A 15,868-nucleotide genomic window follows, 5' to 3' on the forward strand; every position below is an offset into this window, starting at 1 on the left:
ATATTCACCCATTTTGAATATTGAGTATCAATTCGTGCAAAAAGTATTGTATTGGCAGGAAGTATTAGGGGACAGTGATTATTTAATTCAGTACAGGGACGTCGTCAGCAAGCTGTTAAACGGGGACTACAAAGAAGCCGATTTGGAAAAGTTAGCCGGCCACAACGTTTACAGTGTGCGGGTTAACCACAGCGACCGTCTGCTGTTTACCACGGTGACGGTCAACGGCAAATCCTGCCTGCTGCTTTTAGACGTGGTTTTAAATCACGATTACCACAAAAGCCGCTTCTTAAAGCCGCAGGTCCTGCGCCAGTTTTTAGAGCAGAACGTGCCGGAGGCCATTAGCAAGGGGGAACTCACCTTTGTCAAGGCTGACTCCCTGCCTGCCCTGTGGGCCAACCCGCAGTCCAAAGAGGAAGAAGAGCCCATTGAATACCAGAAAGCGACCTTCTACAACCAGACCTTCATTACCCTAAGCGATATCCAGGAGAAGGCCGTAAAAACCCCGCTCCCCGCCGTCATCAGCGGCGCCGCCGGCTCCGGAAAATCCTGTGTCGCCCTTGCCATCCTTGAGCAGGCCGTTAATCAATACACGGAAGTCCCGGAAAAGCCCCTGCTCTACGTCACCCAATCCGCCAAATTAGCCGAAACCATGCACAGCATGTGGCTGCAATTGCCAGCCGCCCAGACAGAAGCCGGAAAAAAAGTCCAGTTCCTCACTTATCAGCAATTCCTGGCTCAGGAAGCCTCCGAGCTTAAGCACAAAAAAGCGCAGGATAAAACCGACTTCATGACCTGGCTCGATAACCACATCGCAAGCTACCTCAACGCCGCCAAAGCCGCCAAACAAACCCTGAGCAAAGACTTTCAAGACTTCCTGAAAAACACCGAATCCATGTATCAGGCCTTCCGCTATTTAAGCGGCTACCTCCCAGACAACCCCGGCGGCATCAGCGCACGGCATGAGCAGTTTAAAAACGACAACGAGCGCCAATGGCTCATCAATGCCTACACCAGCTATAAAAAAACTCACGACAACGAGAAAAACACCGCCTTTCATCCCGAATTCCATACCTTAAAACAAAGCGACCGCTTCGACCTCGTGGTCGTTGACGAAGCGCAAGACCTCTCCGGGCTTGAACTTAAAAACTTACGACGCGCCGCCCGTAACAGCCAAATCGCCTATTGCATGGACAGCAACCAAAGCCTCAAAGACACCCTTTCACAACGCCAGTTCCTCTTAAGCTCAGGCGTCAGCCACGTCGAACTCCCAGTCACCTACCGATGCCCAGGCCATGTCGTTGACCTCGCCAATGCCGTCCTCGACATCAAGCAGCGACTAACCGGCGGCCTTGCCGATAAACTCGAGTACGCACGCATCATCCCCTCCGAACAGCAAAAAGCCAACCCCGGATTCGTGCAATGGGTCGAGCCCAATGAACTGGCCAAAAACCACCGACTTAACCAATTAGCCCAAACCACTCAATTCGCCGTCGTCACCCTCCCGCGGTGGAAGGAAAAAGCCAAAGAACTATTCAAAACCCCCCTCGTCTTCACCCCCGAAGAAATCAAAGGACTCGAATACCCACACATCGCCGCCTACCGGCTCTTTGACCACGACACCTGCAATCACGCCAGTAAACAAATCAACCACACCGCCGTCAAATCTCAACAGCACCGCGCCAAGCCCGAACAGGGCGATGCCTCCTTCGCTCCCCACTTCAACCAACTCTTTACCGCCTTCACACGCGCCACACAATCACTCGCCATCGTCGAAGACAGCAGCGTTCATCAACGCAAAAACCTCTTAACCCCTCTCAAACAAACCACCCTCAAACTCACTCAGAACCCCAATAACAACAACAATAACAACAATCCCGAACCCAAACCCACGCCCGCATCCCAGCAGGACTGGATTAACGAAGCCAATAAACTCAAACACTTAGGCAAATCCGAACAGGCTAAAGCCATTGAACAACAGTTCACCCAGAAGACCGTTGAGCAATCTGCCAATAAACAAAACACCACTCTCCCGCTGCAAAAGATTAACCAAATCAGCAAAAAAGCGGGGAAAAAACCAGTCCCCGCCCCGACAATCAGAGAACTCGCGCCCGAAACACTGGTCATGGCGCTGGTGACCGCGGCGAAAGAAAAAAAGGTGTTTAATCATGAACGGCTCGCTAACCCCGCCGAGCTTGAAAAAATTTGGTTGACCATCCCTATCCCAACCCGCAAACGACAATACTCCAATTTGTTCATCTACTCGCTTCACCATTACAACAAAGTGAAGAAAGCCTTAGGCTCTGTCTCACTGGATGCCATTTATAAAAAACTGTTTACGGTTAAAACATTATCACTAACCGTCAATACGTTTGGGCTTGAACGTTCGCTTTTGCATTTTCTATGCGATAACAATGTCACAGCGACCATTTTGCATCATCAATTAACACATACTCCGGCTCTTCTAAGGTCTATCCCCACGGCGTTATGGATTCAAAAAGCAGCGCATGAGTCTGTGAGTACCTCGCTGCTTTTTCGCTTAACGGTTAGCTGCCCGCACATTCTCGAACTCTTGGCGCAAGCCAATCAGGGTGAAGCCCTGGAAAAAATTCCCTTGATGGAATGGTTTGAAGAATACACTCACGCGGAGGGCGCTCGAATGACCCCATGGGTTTCACTGATGCTTGCCCCGTTTAAAGCCAATCCCGATTTACGGGATGTTAATGAGCGTGTCCTGCCACTCTACAAACAAATTTATTACCTGAGCAGTTCAGTCCCCTCCTTTTCACCTGAACAATTATGCCGTGAAAATTTTATGGTCATCCGAGATGGGGTTCAATGCTCCGTTACCCTGCTCCATGCGCTGCTTTTTACCCGCGAAGGGAGCAACCTGCTGAGACGTTGGCTTGATAAAAATCCGGAGTCCTTGGCTAAAATTCCTCTCGAATTCTGGCTTAAAGAAACCCATCTGTTCAATCAGACGCTTACTCCACTTGAAAGCCTGGCCATTGAAGGCAGCCCGATTTTAGAGAGGCTTCTGCAGCAATACCCGGAGTTGCCTTTCAAAATCAAACCGGAAATCCTTTACCGACAAAGCCATAAAGGATCAATGATTCAATGCTTAGCCGCCGATCAAAACCTGCATTTTCTTACCCGTATACTCACTGAAAATCCCAAGTTAATTGCACAAATCCCTGCGAACGCGTGGTATCACCACGATGACGTGCAAGAAACCACACCGCTTTACTGGCTTGCAAGCACAGTAGCAGGACGTCCCCTTTTTCAGTTCTTATTGGAACAGCATCCTGCCCTCATTAACCAGATTCCCCCGTCAGTCTGGCATGAAAAGCCAGGGAAACCCATTGCCAATCACCACCGGGAAAAATGCGTGCTGCTTTGGTTACTTCAAGATCCGAAAAGCTATAAAATACTGGACTTGCTCGCTGATAAACTGATAGACAGTGTTTCCGTCGATGAATTGCATAAGCTGATGAAGCCCGTTATCGGGGACGTATTAAAATATCTTGGCGGTGATTCTCAGGATGGGAGGGTTTTCTTTGTCAAAGTAGCCAACAAATTAAATGACCCCATGCTTAAACAGGGTATTTCTCTAAAACCGCTGGAAGAACTGCTTTTCAAAAACAAAAAACCGCCCGCCGAGACCGGCTCGCATTCACCGCAGTTTTTCTCCCCGGCCCCTTCGTCCAAAGAGGAAGAAGCGCCATCCAAAACCATGGAATGGCAAAACCAATAGCCGGTTTAACCCAGGCGACGGCTGGCTGCCGCGAAATTACGTGATTTTCTAGGCGGCGCCGGCGGCTGGGTCAAGATGGCCAGAGCCTGGATGGCATCGGGTTGACCCGCACGCGCGGCGCGGTTAATCCACACCCAGGCTTTTTTACGATCTTCAACCACACCCTGTCCGTAATAGTACATGTAGCCAATGGCATATTGGGCATCGGGTTGACCTTTTAAGGCTTCGGGTTTTAAACGGATAAAGGCGGCGCGGTAATCCTCTGCCTTAAAACTGGCGATGCCGCGGTATAAATTGGTGTAATTGACACAGGCGGCTAAAGACAAGCTTAACAACAGGGTCATAGCCGCACGAAAACCTGCCCGCATACGTTATTCCTCTAGTAAAGGCTTCGCCGGTTCTTCGAAGCGCAATTCATTCTTAGGCAAACTTAAACTCTCAAGTGTACCATTATGCAAAACGACTACGCCATCTTTGCCGATGCGTTTAATCACGGCGCCGCCAGGCAAGGTATCGCCCACCCGGTAAGACTTTTCCTCACCGCCCCCGGCCCGAAGCAGCACCTGCGAATCATCCGCTTGCGTGGAATACATAATTCCGACGATCTCCACATCGAGCATTGACTGCTTGATGGTTTCATCCGCCATGTTCACCGGCACATAATCACCGAACAGGGGTGCCGTAAACACCGGCGAATGGGCAGCAATGGATTGTTCTGCAATCACAGGCGCCGGATTGGTACGCAGGGGTTGGGTATCCAGCGGTTTGAAGAGTCTATAAATCTCAAGCAGGGTCAACAGGGCGAAGAGAGCCGCAATCGCCATGGCGATGGCCTTTTCATGGTTTTTCAATGATAGAAACGATAATTCGCTGGCTTTCATGCTAAGTTACAGGGATCAATCTACAATAATCAGAGAAGCAATCTGCTAAAGTTAGCATGGTTTTTGCCTGCGACTATAGCGTTTCGGTAAAATTTTCTAACAAAAGGACTTGCAAGATGCAACAACAGGAACAACCGCATGTGCAATTAGCCGCGATGTCCCGCTGGTATGTTGTTTCCCGCGCGATTCATACCGTGGCTAAATTGGGCGTTGCCAACCATATGTCGTCTGAACCCATCCACGTCAGCACCCTGGCCGAGGCAACCGGTACCCAGCCTGAGCTGCTTGATCGCATGCTGCGGTTTCTCTCAGCCTACCAGCTCTTTCATCATCACGATGGCACTTACTCGCTGACCGACCTGTCCAAACCGCTTCGTGACGATGATCCCCATTCCATCCGCGATGTCCTGTGCATGGTGGATGACAGTTGGTGGCAGGCTTTTTCAGCCCTTGACCAGAGCTTGAAAACCGGAGAAGCCGGTTTTCGCGAGCAGCATGGCGACGATTTCTTCCATTTTTTAAGCCAGCACCCTGAGAAACAGCGTAATTTCGATCGCGGCATGGCTAAACTGTCGACTTACGACGACAATGCGATTGCCAGGGCTTATGATTTTTCCGCTTTCCACACGTTGACCGACATGGGCGGCGGATTAGGCGGTCTCGCCAGAGCCATCGCCTTGAAGCATCCCGAAGTCAACGTCATTCTGTTTGACTCCCCGCAAGTTATCGGTCAGCTCAACGCCCATGATTTTCCGGCTAACCTGCAGCTGCAGGGAGGCGATTTCCTTAAAACCATCCCGACAGCAGACGCCTACCTTTTTAAAGGGGTGTTGCACGATTTCAATGACGACATGATGCATCAGATTTTAAGCAATTGCTGTCGGCAAATGCCTGCAGAGGCCATGTTGTTTATTGCCGAACAGGTCCTGCCGGACAATGACCTGCCGCATCCTAACAAGACGATGGACATCGTCATGATGGCCCTCTTAGGCGGCAGGCAGCGCACGCTGAGTGAATGGCAGAAACGCATCGAGCCATCGGGCTTTCGTTATGTGGATCATTATAAAACAGACAGTATTTTTTCATTGATGGCGTTTAAGCCTATTAAATGAGGTAAGTACCCCACTCTGCAAGACGCTTTCAAGCAGCAGGCTGGTGCAGCGCAATTGATTTTTCAATACAAACTGATTAATATTCACCCATTTTGAATATTGAGAATCAATTCGTGCAAAAAGTATTATATTGGCAGGAAGTATTAGGGGACAGTGATTATTTAATTCAGTACAGGGACGTCGTCAGCAAGCTGTTAAACGGGGACTACAAAGAAGCGGATTTGGAAAAGTTAGCCGGCCACAACGTTTACAGTGTGCGGGTTAACCACAGCGACCGTCTGCTGTTTACCACGGTGACGGTCAACGGCAAATCCTGCCTGCTGCTTTTAGACGTGGTTTTAAATCACGATTACCACAAAAGCCGCTTCTTAAAGCCGCAGGTCCTGCGCCAGTTTTTAGAGCAGAACGTGCCGGAGGCCATTAGCAAGGGGGAACTCACCTTTGTCAAGGCTGACTCCCTGCCTGCCCTGTGGGCCAACCCGCAGTCCAAAGAGGAAGAAGAGCCCATTGAATACCAGAAAGCGACCTTCTACAACCAGACCTTCATTACCCTAAGCGATATCCAGGAGAAGGCCGTAAAAACCCCGCTCCCCGCCGTCATCAGCGGCGCCGCCGGCTCCGGAAAATCCTGTGTCGCCCTTGCCATCCTTGAGCAGGCCGTTAATCAATACACGGAAGTCCCGGAAAAGCCCCTGCTCTACGTCACCCAATCCGCCAAATTAGCCGAAACCATGCACAGCATGTGGCTGCAATTGCCAGCCGCCCAGACAGAAGCCGGAAAAAAAGTCCAGTTCCTCACTTATCAGCAATTCCTGGCTCAGGAAGCCTCCGAGCTTAAGCACAAAAAAGCGCAGGATAAAACCGACTTCATGACCTGGCTCGATAACCACATCGCAAGCTACCTCAACGCCGCCAAAGCCGCCAAACAAACCCTGAGCAACGACTTTAAGGACTTCCTGAAAAACACCGAGTCCATGTATCAGGCCTTCCGCTATTTAAGCGGCTACCTCCCCGACAACCCCGGCGGCATCAGCGCCCGGCATGAGCAGTTTAAAAACGACAACGAGCGCCAGTGGCTCATCAATGCCTACACCAGCTATAAAAAAACGCACGACGACGAGAAAAACACCGCCTTTCACCCCGAATTCCATACCTTAAAACAAAGCGACCGCTTCGACCTCGTGGTCGTTGACGAAGCGCAAGACCTCTCCGGGCTTGAACTTAAAAACTTGCGACGCGCCGCCCGTAACGGCCAAATCGCCTATTGCATGGACAGCAACCAAAGCCTCAAAGACACCCTTTCACAACGCCAGTTCCTCTTAAGCTCAGGCGTCAGCCACGTCGAACTCCCAGTCACCTACCGATGCCCGGGCCATGTCGTTGACCTCGCCAATGCCATCCTCGACATCAAGCAGCGACTAACCGGCGGCCTTGCCGATAAACTCGAGTACGCACGCATCATCCCCTCCGAACAGCAAAAAGCCAATCCCGGACTCGTGCAATGGGTCGAGCCCAATGAGCTGGCCAAAAACCACCGACTTAACCAATTAGCCCAAACCACCCAGTTCGCCGTCGTCACCCTCCCGCAGTGGAAGGAAAAAGCCAAAGAACTATTCAACACCCCCCTCGTCTTCACCCCCGAAGAAATCAAAGGACTCGAATACCCCCACATCGCCGCCTACCGGCTCTTTGACCACGACACCTGCAATGACGCCAGTAAAAAAATCAACCACACCGCCGTCAAATCTCAACAGCACCGCGCCAAGGCCGAACAGGGCGATGCCTCCTTCGCTCCCCACTTCAACCAACTCTTTACCGCCTTCACACGCGCCACACAATCACTCGCCATCGTCGAAGACAGCAGCGTCCATCAACGCAAAAACCTCTTAACCCCTCTCAAACAAAGCACCCTCAAACTCACTCAGAACCCCAATAACAACAACAATAACAACAATCCCGAACCCAAACCCATTCCCGCCTCCCAGCAGGACTGGATTAACGAAGCCAATAAACTCAAACACTTGGGCAAATCCGAACAGGCTAAAGCCATTGAACAGCAGTTCACTCAACCCAACCGCAGAGTTGCCCCCAGTCCTGCCGTGAACAACCCGACACCCACCCATGTGCCGGCCATCAACCTGGACAAAGGAAAAGCAAAGCCAAAAGACAGTAAAAAAAGCAACCCTTTTCAGGGCTTGGTCGAGGCGGTCGTGAAAGCGACTGAGGAGGGAACACCGCTTAAACACCCGGACCGCAACAAACTGAGTGCCACGTTTGCCAAGATGAAACAAATCTGGTTGGGCATCCCGGTTAGACACTACCCTAATCTTTTTATCTATGCACTCAACCACCTTGAAACGATTGACCAGGCACTGGCCCCTGTTTCCTTTAAGGCTGTCTGTCAGAAACTTTTTACAGTGAATTGGTTGTCATCCCTCTACCATGAAAACGAGTCTGACGAGCCACGTTCCTTCCTTCACTATTTATGCGAGAAAAAAGACACCGCTCTCTTTCTCGGCTTCACACTTTTAGAAATTCCGCCGGATCTATGGACTAAAAAAATAACCCAGGGACTTAACGTCAGTTCGCCTCTCCTTCATTTAATGTATAACGCCCCTCTTTACTTGCCGTGGATCGCCAACAAAATCCCACTGGAAAAATGGTTTGAAGAATACCCCAGAGAGGAAGACTGTATAAGCCCCTGGGTTCAACTTAGCGTTCTCTGGAAAATTACCGAATCGAGTCGCGATAATGAGCACATAAAAAACACATTAGATAAAATCAGTGGAGCCGCCCTGACAAAACCGCCTTTTTCACCCGAACAACTGGTCCGGAAAAATACCACCCTAATGCCGAATGTAGAGATTCCCCTGACTTTATTGCAAGCCCTGACATTAAGCCCCTATGGTTGCCGCCTTCTTCAGAACTACCTGAATAAATACCCTGAGTTCTGGGCAAAAATTCCTGTCTCCGCCTGGCTTGAAATCCAACAGAAGGCGTGGGTTATTTCTGCAGTGGAATGCCTGATTCTTAATAGCAGCGGCTTTTTGGATCAATTCATCGACCGATACCCGGATTTACCTTATGCCATGCCCCCATCCATCCTGAGCCGAAACAACAGTCATCTGCTTACCTTTTGCGTTGAGGAGCACCCTTTCTTTATCTGGCTGCTGACAAAAAACCCCGATTTGATTGATGCAATCGCACCCACAGCCTGGTTTAAATCCGGTTTTGCCAAAAGCACCCCCCTTTATTGGTTTTCCACCACCCCGCAAGGTCGACAACTCCTCATTCTTATTCTCGAAAAGAATCCCAAGCTCATTGACCAGATTCCGGCGCATACCTGGTTAACGCGGGTAGCAGGGACTCCTCAAAATGGCGTTGGTAACAAATCCATTGTCTGCTGGCTGCTTCAGGATAAGGCCAGTTACAGGCTATTGGATTTATTGGCAGACAAACTGATAGACCCGCTTTCCATGGACGAATGGTATGCTCATTTAGCACCGGTTATCGCCGAGATAACAACCTTCCTGCAGGGCATCGCCTGCCAAAGCGGCAGCGCCCCAGGCCTTGATTTTTTTATGCGGCTGTTTGACAAGTGGGGCCGGGATTTCTCAAGCGAGGCTCCCCGGTTTCAACAAGTGAATGAGTTGCTCATTTGTCTAAAATCCCGAAGCCCGATGTTCGCCTCTGCGGGTTCTTTGCTGCTTTTCACCCCAGCCAAGACTCCATCCTCGGTCCCCGGCAATGAAGAGCAAACCGGCTCAATGGAATTCCAGCACTGAATCACCCAATAAACGAGCGGCTGTCATCGGCCGCCCGTTTATCGCCTGTCCAGTGATTTAAACAAGTGCGATTGAAATATTCGCTTCGGATCATAATCATGCTTTAACTGGCGCCAGTGCTCAAACTGGCCGTTGTAATGCTGGCGCCAGTAGTCTGATGAAATCTCTTCGCCCAAAAAGCCTGACAGGTAACGCTTGCCGCCCGCTTTTAAGAAACGGTCGTCCAAGGCCTGCATGGCGGCCAGGCAACTCGGCAACAGCACTTTGGCAATACCGGGATTTAAAATCATGACCGCGCAGATGTCCTCGCTGTCTGGCAGCGCGAAGAGGGTATCGCGCCACGAGGAGGCCAGAGGAATAACCTGCAGGATATTGGCATAATGGATCGGTAAACTGGCCAATACCTCTTTTAATTGCTGAAACAAGGCTTTCGCCGGCATAAAACATTCATACCAGGGATGCTGTAAATCCCATTGCCCCGTCATTTTCATGGCCGCAAAGCGCGAATCATGACGATGCAGGTAAGACTCAATGGGTTCATCCTGTTGATGGAGAATTTTTGCAGGCGTTAACAGATCATGGATACGACTGACCTCTGGCGGGGTTTCATCGTATTCTATGGTCACGTGCATGGCGTAAAGCCACTCGGCAAAGGGGAAACGCCCGTGATGGGTTAATCTCGCCCCCTGAATGGCCGGCGTGCAAAAAGACTCCAGTCCATCCGCTATCCGCCGTACTTTATAAAGATCATCCCGCCACTGGTTTTCGTCATGGTAACTTAAAAAAAATGTTCGTACATTTTTTTTACAGGGACGTAATGGGATACAGGCTTTGCTGATGACGCCAAACTGACCTTGCCCGCCAAGACAGGCTTTAAACAATTCATCACCCGCTTTCACCTCGTGCCGTTCGCCATCCGCAGTAATGACTTCCAGGGCGTTCACATGAGAAATCACCGTGCCGTACTGAAACGACGCTGCGCCCACGCCCCCTGCCGACAGCACGCCTCCAATGGAAAGATTGCAGTTGTAGGGGATAACATATGGAATCTGTTTCTTTTTGAGACTGACCGCCAATAAATCGCTGAATGTGGCATTGCCTTCCACCCAGATGGCGTCCTCCTCCTGCGCTAACACACGATTGAAATGCTCAAGGTGGAGGGTAACGCCGCCTTCAACGGGCAGGGACTGGCCGCTCTGGCTTAAGCCCTTTCCCCGAATCACGACCGGTAAACTCTCCTGGTGAGCATAAGCAAGAATAGCCCGCAGGGCATCCAGGTCTTTAGGCTGGAAAACCGCATGGGGCTTTGCCTGCAGGAGTTTGCCGAAATCCTCTCCAAAAGAAAAAAGCGAATGCTCATCGCTGAGCATCGCTTGTCCAAACTCCTTCTTACACTGCTTGATCTGAGACGAATTCCACTGCGTTTGCTGCATGTTGTTGATTCCTTTCTTTTGCCAGTTCCAAACGTTGTTTGCATGCAATTATCAATCCATCAAACATCTTGTTGAATGCATCGTAGCATCGATCAATCATCTTTAAGGCTTCACGGCGGGTATGCACAGAAACTGGTCGCTCAAAGAGCTTGCGTTCCATCTCTTCTTCAAAGAGAGCATGCGCCATTTCCACTTCCAGATGTGAGCTGGAGAAGTACTTCAGATTTTTGTCTTCACCCGTCTTTTTGACTTGTTTGACCACCTTTTCAAAGAACACATGGCCTGAAGATTCCAGAGTCAGCAACAAGGCAATATTGAGTATCTCATCGTCTGTTTTATAAATCTCAGACATGATGGAATACGCGGCGTCACGGGTTAATTGAGTCTCCTTACTGTAAAGCCAGGCTACGTCGTCGTGAGAGCAGCACTTGTCATGACTGACAGCACTCATGTACTTTTTATCATGCAGGAACCATTTTTCATGTCCGGCATCTTCCAGTCGATGGTGACGAGCTACTTTTTTAAGGTAGGGATCGGTCACTCTCTCTTCGTTTAGACGTAAAATATCCTGGAATGTCATGGCCCAAAAAGTGAGCTCTGGAACAAAGTAGCTGATTTCTTCAAGACTTTTTAATTGTTCCAATACTTCAAAAAATGGGTGGTTCATAAACTCTTGTTGTTTAGAGTCGATATAGAGTTGAATCGTTTTCATAGCGGCCTCCGAGGCACAAAATGGGTTGGACAAATTATCTTTTGCAGCCCGCGTGCCAACTTTTTGAACAAAAAAAGAAGCCTACCGTCCTTAAAAGCCCGTTCTACCGTGGTTCCTTTTTTTTCATTCCACGGCCAAACCTCAGGAAGCGACAAAAAATTGTCCCTGAATACCAGTTTTTGACAAAAAATTGACCAAAAACCCCCTTCATTCTAAGGGATTTTTTTATTGAGGGGCTAAATTCGCCAATTTTTTGTCGTATTCGTCCATTAATAAATCTACTTGCTTCCAATTTATTTCTTCCACGCACCTCGCTTCATCACAAATGACGTTAAGTAATTCGCCCTGGATGTCGCCCAGCGCCATTGCCTCGGAGTATGGCGTGTTGGTGAACATGACCAGGACATGCTTGGACACATATCGATTGGGGTATCGATGCATCAACTCCTGTTCCAGTTGTTTTTTTAAATTAAATCGCGCATCCCGTATATCAATCTGAATTTCGTGATAATTGTCCATCGACATTCTGGCTACCGCCTCGGTGTTGACCTTGCGGGATTTATAGAAAGCGGGCATGACCGTTTGCCAGTCGTCATCGTATTGATCAAGCAATTCGTTAAGAATACGGCAATCTTCAAAGGCACTGTTCATACCCTGACCAAAAAAGGGCACAATGCCATGGGCTGCGTCGCCAATGAGCAGGCACTCGTCCCTGTAGTACCAGGGCGAGGTTTTAATGGTACTCATGTGACCCGTGGGGTTGTGCAAAAACTCCCCGACCAAGTCAGGCATGGCGCCGACAGCATCTGGAAATGCCTGTTTAAAGAAACGGGTGATTTTCACTTCATTATCAAGCTCGGCAAAGCTGTTAACCCCTTGATGGGGCATAAACAGCGAGCCGGTAATGGAATGGTCCGTGTTGGGATTACCCAATAACAGAAACGAATCCCGCGGCCATAAATGCAGGTGCTCACGCACCAGTTGTTCAGGATGACCGCTGCTGATGGACAATTCTTTATAACCATGCGGCAGGTAATTGCGGCTGGAGGTGACCAGCCCCTCGCGCATCAGGCTTTCCCGCACCTGCGAACCAGCCCCGTCGGCACCGATTAATCGCTCGTAGGCTATCGTCGACCGTTGCCCTGCCTTGTCTTCAAAATGCAGCACTTTCTGGCGCACATCCACGTTTAACAGCTTCATGTCAAAGTAAATAGTAATCGTGGGCAGGCTGTCTGCCGTATCCAGCAGCAGCGCATTTAAATCACTGCGTTGCACCGCGTTAATGTATTCATCGGGATGGCGGCCAAAGGCCTGGTATTTAATGGAACCCTCTTCCTCGTGAATGGCCCGCGCCCGCATGGGCACCAGGATGGCTTTAGCCTTGTCGCTTAAGCCCACACCGGCCAAGCCCGTAAGGCCCCGGCAGGACAGTGCGAGGTTAATGGACCGGCCTCGATCCTGCGTCTTGAGGCGCAGATCAGGTCTCGACTCATAGATATCGACCTTGTAGCCGCGTCTGGCCATGTAAAGAGCCAATAACGTGCCAGCCAGGCCTGAACCAATAATGGTCAGATTTCTCATAAACCGCCTCCATACAGGTTACAGCTTGAGTCAATCCTTTTACTGCCTTTTCTGCCTTTGCCGCAGAACGCTTACCTGTTTTCAAATAATGCCTATTGCATCACCTACTCCTTACAGCGTGATTGAATAATGAAGCCTTTTTCCGCTTGGCTTTTTCAAAAGTAATCCAGCAAAATTCGTGCCGAAGCCGGCTTAAGACCTCTAAATAACAGGCATGGAGAAGGGATGTTTATGATTTTTTAAAATACTGAGCGATGTACTCTTTAATGGAAGACGCTTTATGAGGTGGCTTGAAATAATAACCCTGGGCGTAATCGCAACCGTGTTCGACAATGAATTTCTTCTGCAATTCCGTCTCAACCCCTTCAGCCAGCACTTCTAGGTTTAAGCTGTGGCCAAGGTTGATGATGGCTCTGGCAATCGCCGCATCGTTTTCAACATTGACCAGTTCGCTGATAAAGGATCGATCGATTTTTAATTTATCAACAGGGAATTGTTTCAGATAAGAAAGACTGGAATAACCGGTACCAAAATCATCAATCACCAGTTTAATGCCCATGTCTTTCAGCCGATACATCGTTTGCACCGCCCTTTCAATGTCATCGACCAGCAGGCTTTCCGTCAATTCAAGCTCAAGATTGCGGGGTTTAAGCCCGGTTTTTTGCAATACTTCAGTAATCACCTCGGGCAGAGAATTTTGACGGAACTGACGTCCGGAAATATTCACAGCGACACTTAAATCGTCATAGCCTTCCTTGTGCCATTGAACTGCCTGTGTGCAAGCCTCTTCCAACACCCAGCGGCCGATATCGATAATCATGCCGTTTTCTTCAGCCATGCCGATAAAATCAATAGGCGACACACTTCCTAACAAATGACTTTCCCAACGAATTAACGCTTCGACACCAACAACCCGATCAATCCTTAAATCAATCAGCGGTTGGTAAACCAGATAAAATTCGTTGCGCTTGAGCGCATCCCGCAAGGCATTATCCAGTTGCATGTGGTTAATGACGCGGCGGTTCATTTCCGGTTCAAACACACGGTAATTGTTACGGCCGCTGTCTTTGGCGTGATACATCGACAAGTCGGCGTTTTTCATTAACGATTCATAATCGAGCCCGTCTCTGGGATAGTAGCTGATGCCGATGCTGCCGGTAATTTTTAAACTGTGCTGATCCACCTGAAACGGTTTTTCAATCATGTGCAACAATTCTTGCGCCATTTGCTGGGCCTGCTTTTCATTGCTGATGTCCTGCAGCAGAATGACGAATTCATCGCCGCCTAACCGGGCAACGGTATCAAAATCATTGGTCGCGATAAGCAGGCGGTTGGAAACCGCCTGCAGCAATTTATCACCGATGCTGTGGCCTAAAGTATCATTGGTCATTTTAAAGCGATCCAAATCCAAAAACAGGAAAGCAAGAATGGACCCTTTCTTTTTGGCCTGTAAAATGGCCTGTTCCACCCGGTCCATGAGCAGAACGCGGTTAGGCAGCTCCGTTAACGAGTCGTGTGTGGCCTGCCTGACCAGTTGCTTTTCCATTTCTCGGCGTTGAGTGATGTCATTGATAATACAGACGAAATGCTTTACTTTTCCAAACGAATCGCTGACCGGGGCAACACTTAATTCGCACCAGAACAGCTCACCGTTTCGGCGGTAACTTTCCAGTTCCACCGTTTCTTCGCGCAACTCTCGAATGGCGAGCGCAATTCGCTTTTGATTCACGTGATCGGTTTTAGTACCTAATAACTGAGCCAGGTTTTGGCCGATAGTTTGGCTTTCCGTGTGGGCGGTAATCCGTTCGAAGGCTTTGTTGACGTAAATAATCGGCTGATTGGCTTTGGTAATGTCGATAATGGCCACGCCGTGCGTACTGGCTTCAATGGCGCGTTCGCGGATGCGTAACTGATCATCGGACATGCGCTTTTGAGTCACGTCCCGGAAACTGTAGACCCGGCCGACAATTTCATTGCCGACGCGCTGCGGCTGGGTGTACCGCTCAAAAATACGGCCATCTTTAAAATGCAAAACCGGCAATTCCCCCTGCCACTCGGGATTTTCATACAAATATTGAACATCGGCAATGACGGCGGCGGGATTGCTGAGTTGCTCGAGAATATACTCAAAACCGATACTTTCGGTGCCGGATTCCAGCATGTGAGATGGAATGCGCCACATTTCAACAAACTTCTGGTTCCAGTCGACCACCTGGCCCTTGCCATTGACCATCATGATGCCGTCTGCGGTGGATTCAAGGGTCGCACGTAATAAAGAAAGGGATTTTTCAAGCTCAACATTCTTTTCGAGCACATCGCTCGCTTCGATTTGAATATTATCGGATAATGGGACATTGATGGAGCGTTGGAATTCCGGCTGCGTGTGGTACCATATTTCCAAATAGGCAGACAACTGCGGAGTTAAGGACAAGATGCCCAACTCTTCGCAGACACTGGTTAAAGAAGGTTCTTCACCCCGTTGTTTTAAAATTTCCGCTGCTGAGGCAACTTTTTCGTAGTCTATTTCTTGCCTACCCATGGATCCCTCACTAAAATATCGCACATCCTCATTAGCGGCCAGCAATGGTATAACTTTAATCAAGCTGATAT

Annotated in this window: 9 protein-coding genes; 3 read left to right on the forward strand and 6 right to left on the reverse strand. The window is 49.5% G+C overall.

Annotated elements, in window-relative coordinates; translation table 11 throughout:
* Positions 1–34: 34 nt before the first annotated feature.
* Positions 35–3,754, forward strand: coding sequence for an AAA family ATPase (locus DYE45_RS09640; RefSeq protein ID WP_160160717.1), 3,720 nt, complete (start codon positions 35–37; stop codon positions 3,752–3,754).
* Between the two features lie 5 nt (positions 3,755–3,759).
* Here the strand turns inward: DYE45_RS09640 and DYE45_RS09645 are convergent, their stop codons facing one another.
* Both DYE45_RS09645 and DYE45_RS09650 read right to left on the reverse strand, forming a co-directional pair.
* Positions 3,760–4,122 (reverse strand): SEL1-like repeat protein, encoded by a 363-nt coding sequence (locus DYE45_RS09645; protein WP_108295133.1) that lies wholly within the window; start codon positions 4,120–4,122, stop codon positions 3,760–3,762.
* Between the two features lie 3 nt (positions 4,123–4,125).
* Positions 4,126–4,635, reverse strand: a complete 510-nt coding sequence (locus DYE45_RS09650; RefSeq protein WP_115300842.1) for a type II secretion system protein N — start codon at positions 4,633–4,635, stop codon at positions 4,126–4,128.
* 116 nt (positions 4,636–4,751) lie between these two features.
* Between DYE45_RS09650 and DYE45_RS09655 the strand changes: the two genes are divergently transcribed.
* Both DYE45_RS09655 and DYE45_RS09660 read left to right on the forward strand, forming a co-directional pair.
* Positions 4,752–5,747: a methyltransferase gene (locus tag DYE45_RS09655; protein WP_115300843.1), complete on the forward strand. Its 996-nt coding sequence runs from the start codon at positions 4,752–4,754 to the stop codon at positions 5,745–5,747.
* 113 nt (positions 5,748–5,860) lie between these two features.
* Complete coding sequence (locus DYE45_RS09660; RefSeq protein ID WP_160160718.1) at positions 5,861–9,532, forward strand: UvrD-helicase domain-containing protein; 3,672 nt, start codon at positions 5,861–5,863, stop codon at positions 9,530–9,532.
* Between the two features lie 38 nt (positions 9,533–9,570).
* On the opposite strand, the gene DYE45_RS09665 is transcribed toward DYE45_RS09660, so the two are convergent.
* The 4 genes from DYE45_RS09665 to DYE45_RS09680 form a co-directional block, all read right to left on the reverse strand.
* Entirely contained in the window at positions 9,571–10,965 is a 1,395-nt protein-coding gene (locus DYE45_RS09665) for an FAD-binding oxidoreductase (RefSeq protein WP_108290087.1), read from the reverse strand.
* Positions 10,922–11,677 (reverse strand): hypothetical protein, encoded by a 756-nt coding sequence (locus tag DYE45_RS09670; protein WP_108290089.1) that lies wholly within the window; start codon positions 11,675–11,677, stop codon positions 10,922–10,924. The genes DYE45_RS09665 and DYE45_RS09670 overlap by 44 nt, the downstream gene beginning before the upstream one ends.
* A gap of 225 nt (positions 11,678–11,902) precedes the next feature.
* Positions 11,903–13,258 carry an FAD-dependent oxidoreductase gene (locus tag DYE45_RS09675; RefSeq protein ID WP_108290091.1) on the reverse strand — a complete coding sequence of 452 codons (1,356 nt, stop codon included), beginning with the start codon at positions 13,256–13,258 and terminating at the stop codon, positions 11,903–11,905.
* A gap of 229 nt (positions 13,259–13,487) precedes the next feature.
* Positions 13,488–15,797: a bifunctional diguanylate cyclase/phosphodiesterase gene (locus DYE45_RS09680; protein ID WP_115300845.1), complete on the reverse strand. Its 2,310-nt coding sequence runs from the start codon at positions 15,795–15,797 to the stop codon at positions 13,488–13,490.
* Positions 15,798–15,868 lie beyond the last annotated feature (71 nt).

Origin of the sequence: Legionella taurinensis (assembly GCF_900452865.1) — a bacterium.
In the GTDB taxonomy this organism is placed as follows: domain Bacteria; phylum Pseudomonadota; class Gammaproteobacteria; order Legionellales; family Legionellaceae; genus Legionella_C; species Legionella_C taurinensis.

Coding starts and splice junctions, on each gene's coding strand:
- DYE45_RS09655 (WP_115300843.1), top strand. CDS start 4,752: ATGCAACAACAGGAACAACCGCATGTGCAATTAGCCGCGATGTCCCGC.
- DYE45_RS09675 (WP_108290091.1), bottom strand. CDS start 13,258: ATGAGAAATCTGACCATTATTGGTTCAGGCCTGGCTGGCACGTTATTG.
- DYE45_RS09670 (WP_108290089.1), bottom strand. CDS start 11,677: ATGAAAACGATTCAACTCTATATCGACTCTAAACAACAAGAGTTTATG.
- DYE45_RS09650 (WP_115300842.1), bottom strand. CDS start 4,635: ATGAAAGCCAGCGAATTATCGTTTCTATCATTGAAAAACCATGAAAAG.
- DYE45_RS09645 (WP_108295133.1), bottom strand. CDS start 4,122: ATGCGGGCAGGTTTTCGTGCGGCTATGACCCTGTTGTTAAGCTTGTCT.
- DYE45_RS09665 (WP_108290087.1), bottom strand. CDS start 10,965: ATGCAGCAAACGCAGTGGAATTCGTCTCAGATCAAGCAGTGTAAGAAG.
- DYE45_RS09680 (WP_115300845.1), bottom strand. CDS start 15,797: ATGGGTAGGCAAGAAATAGACTACGAAAAAGTTGCCTCAGCAGCGGAA.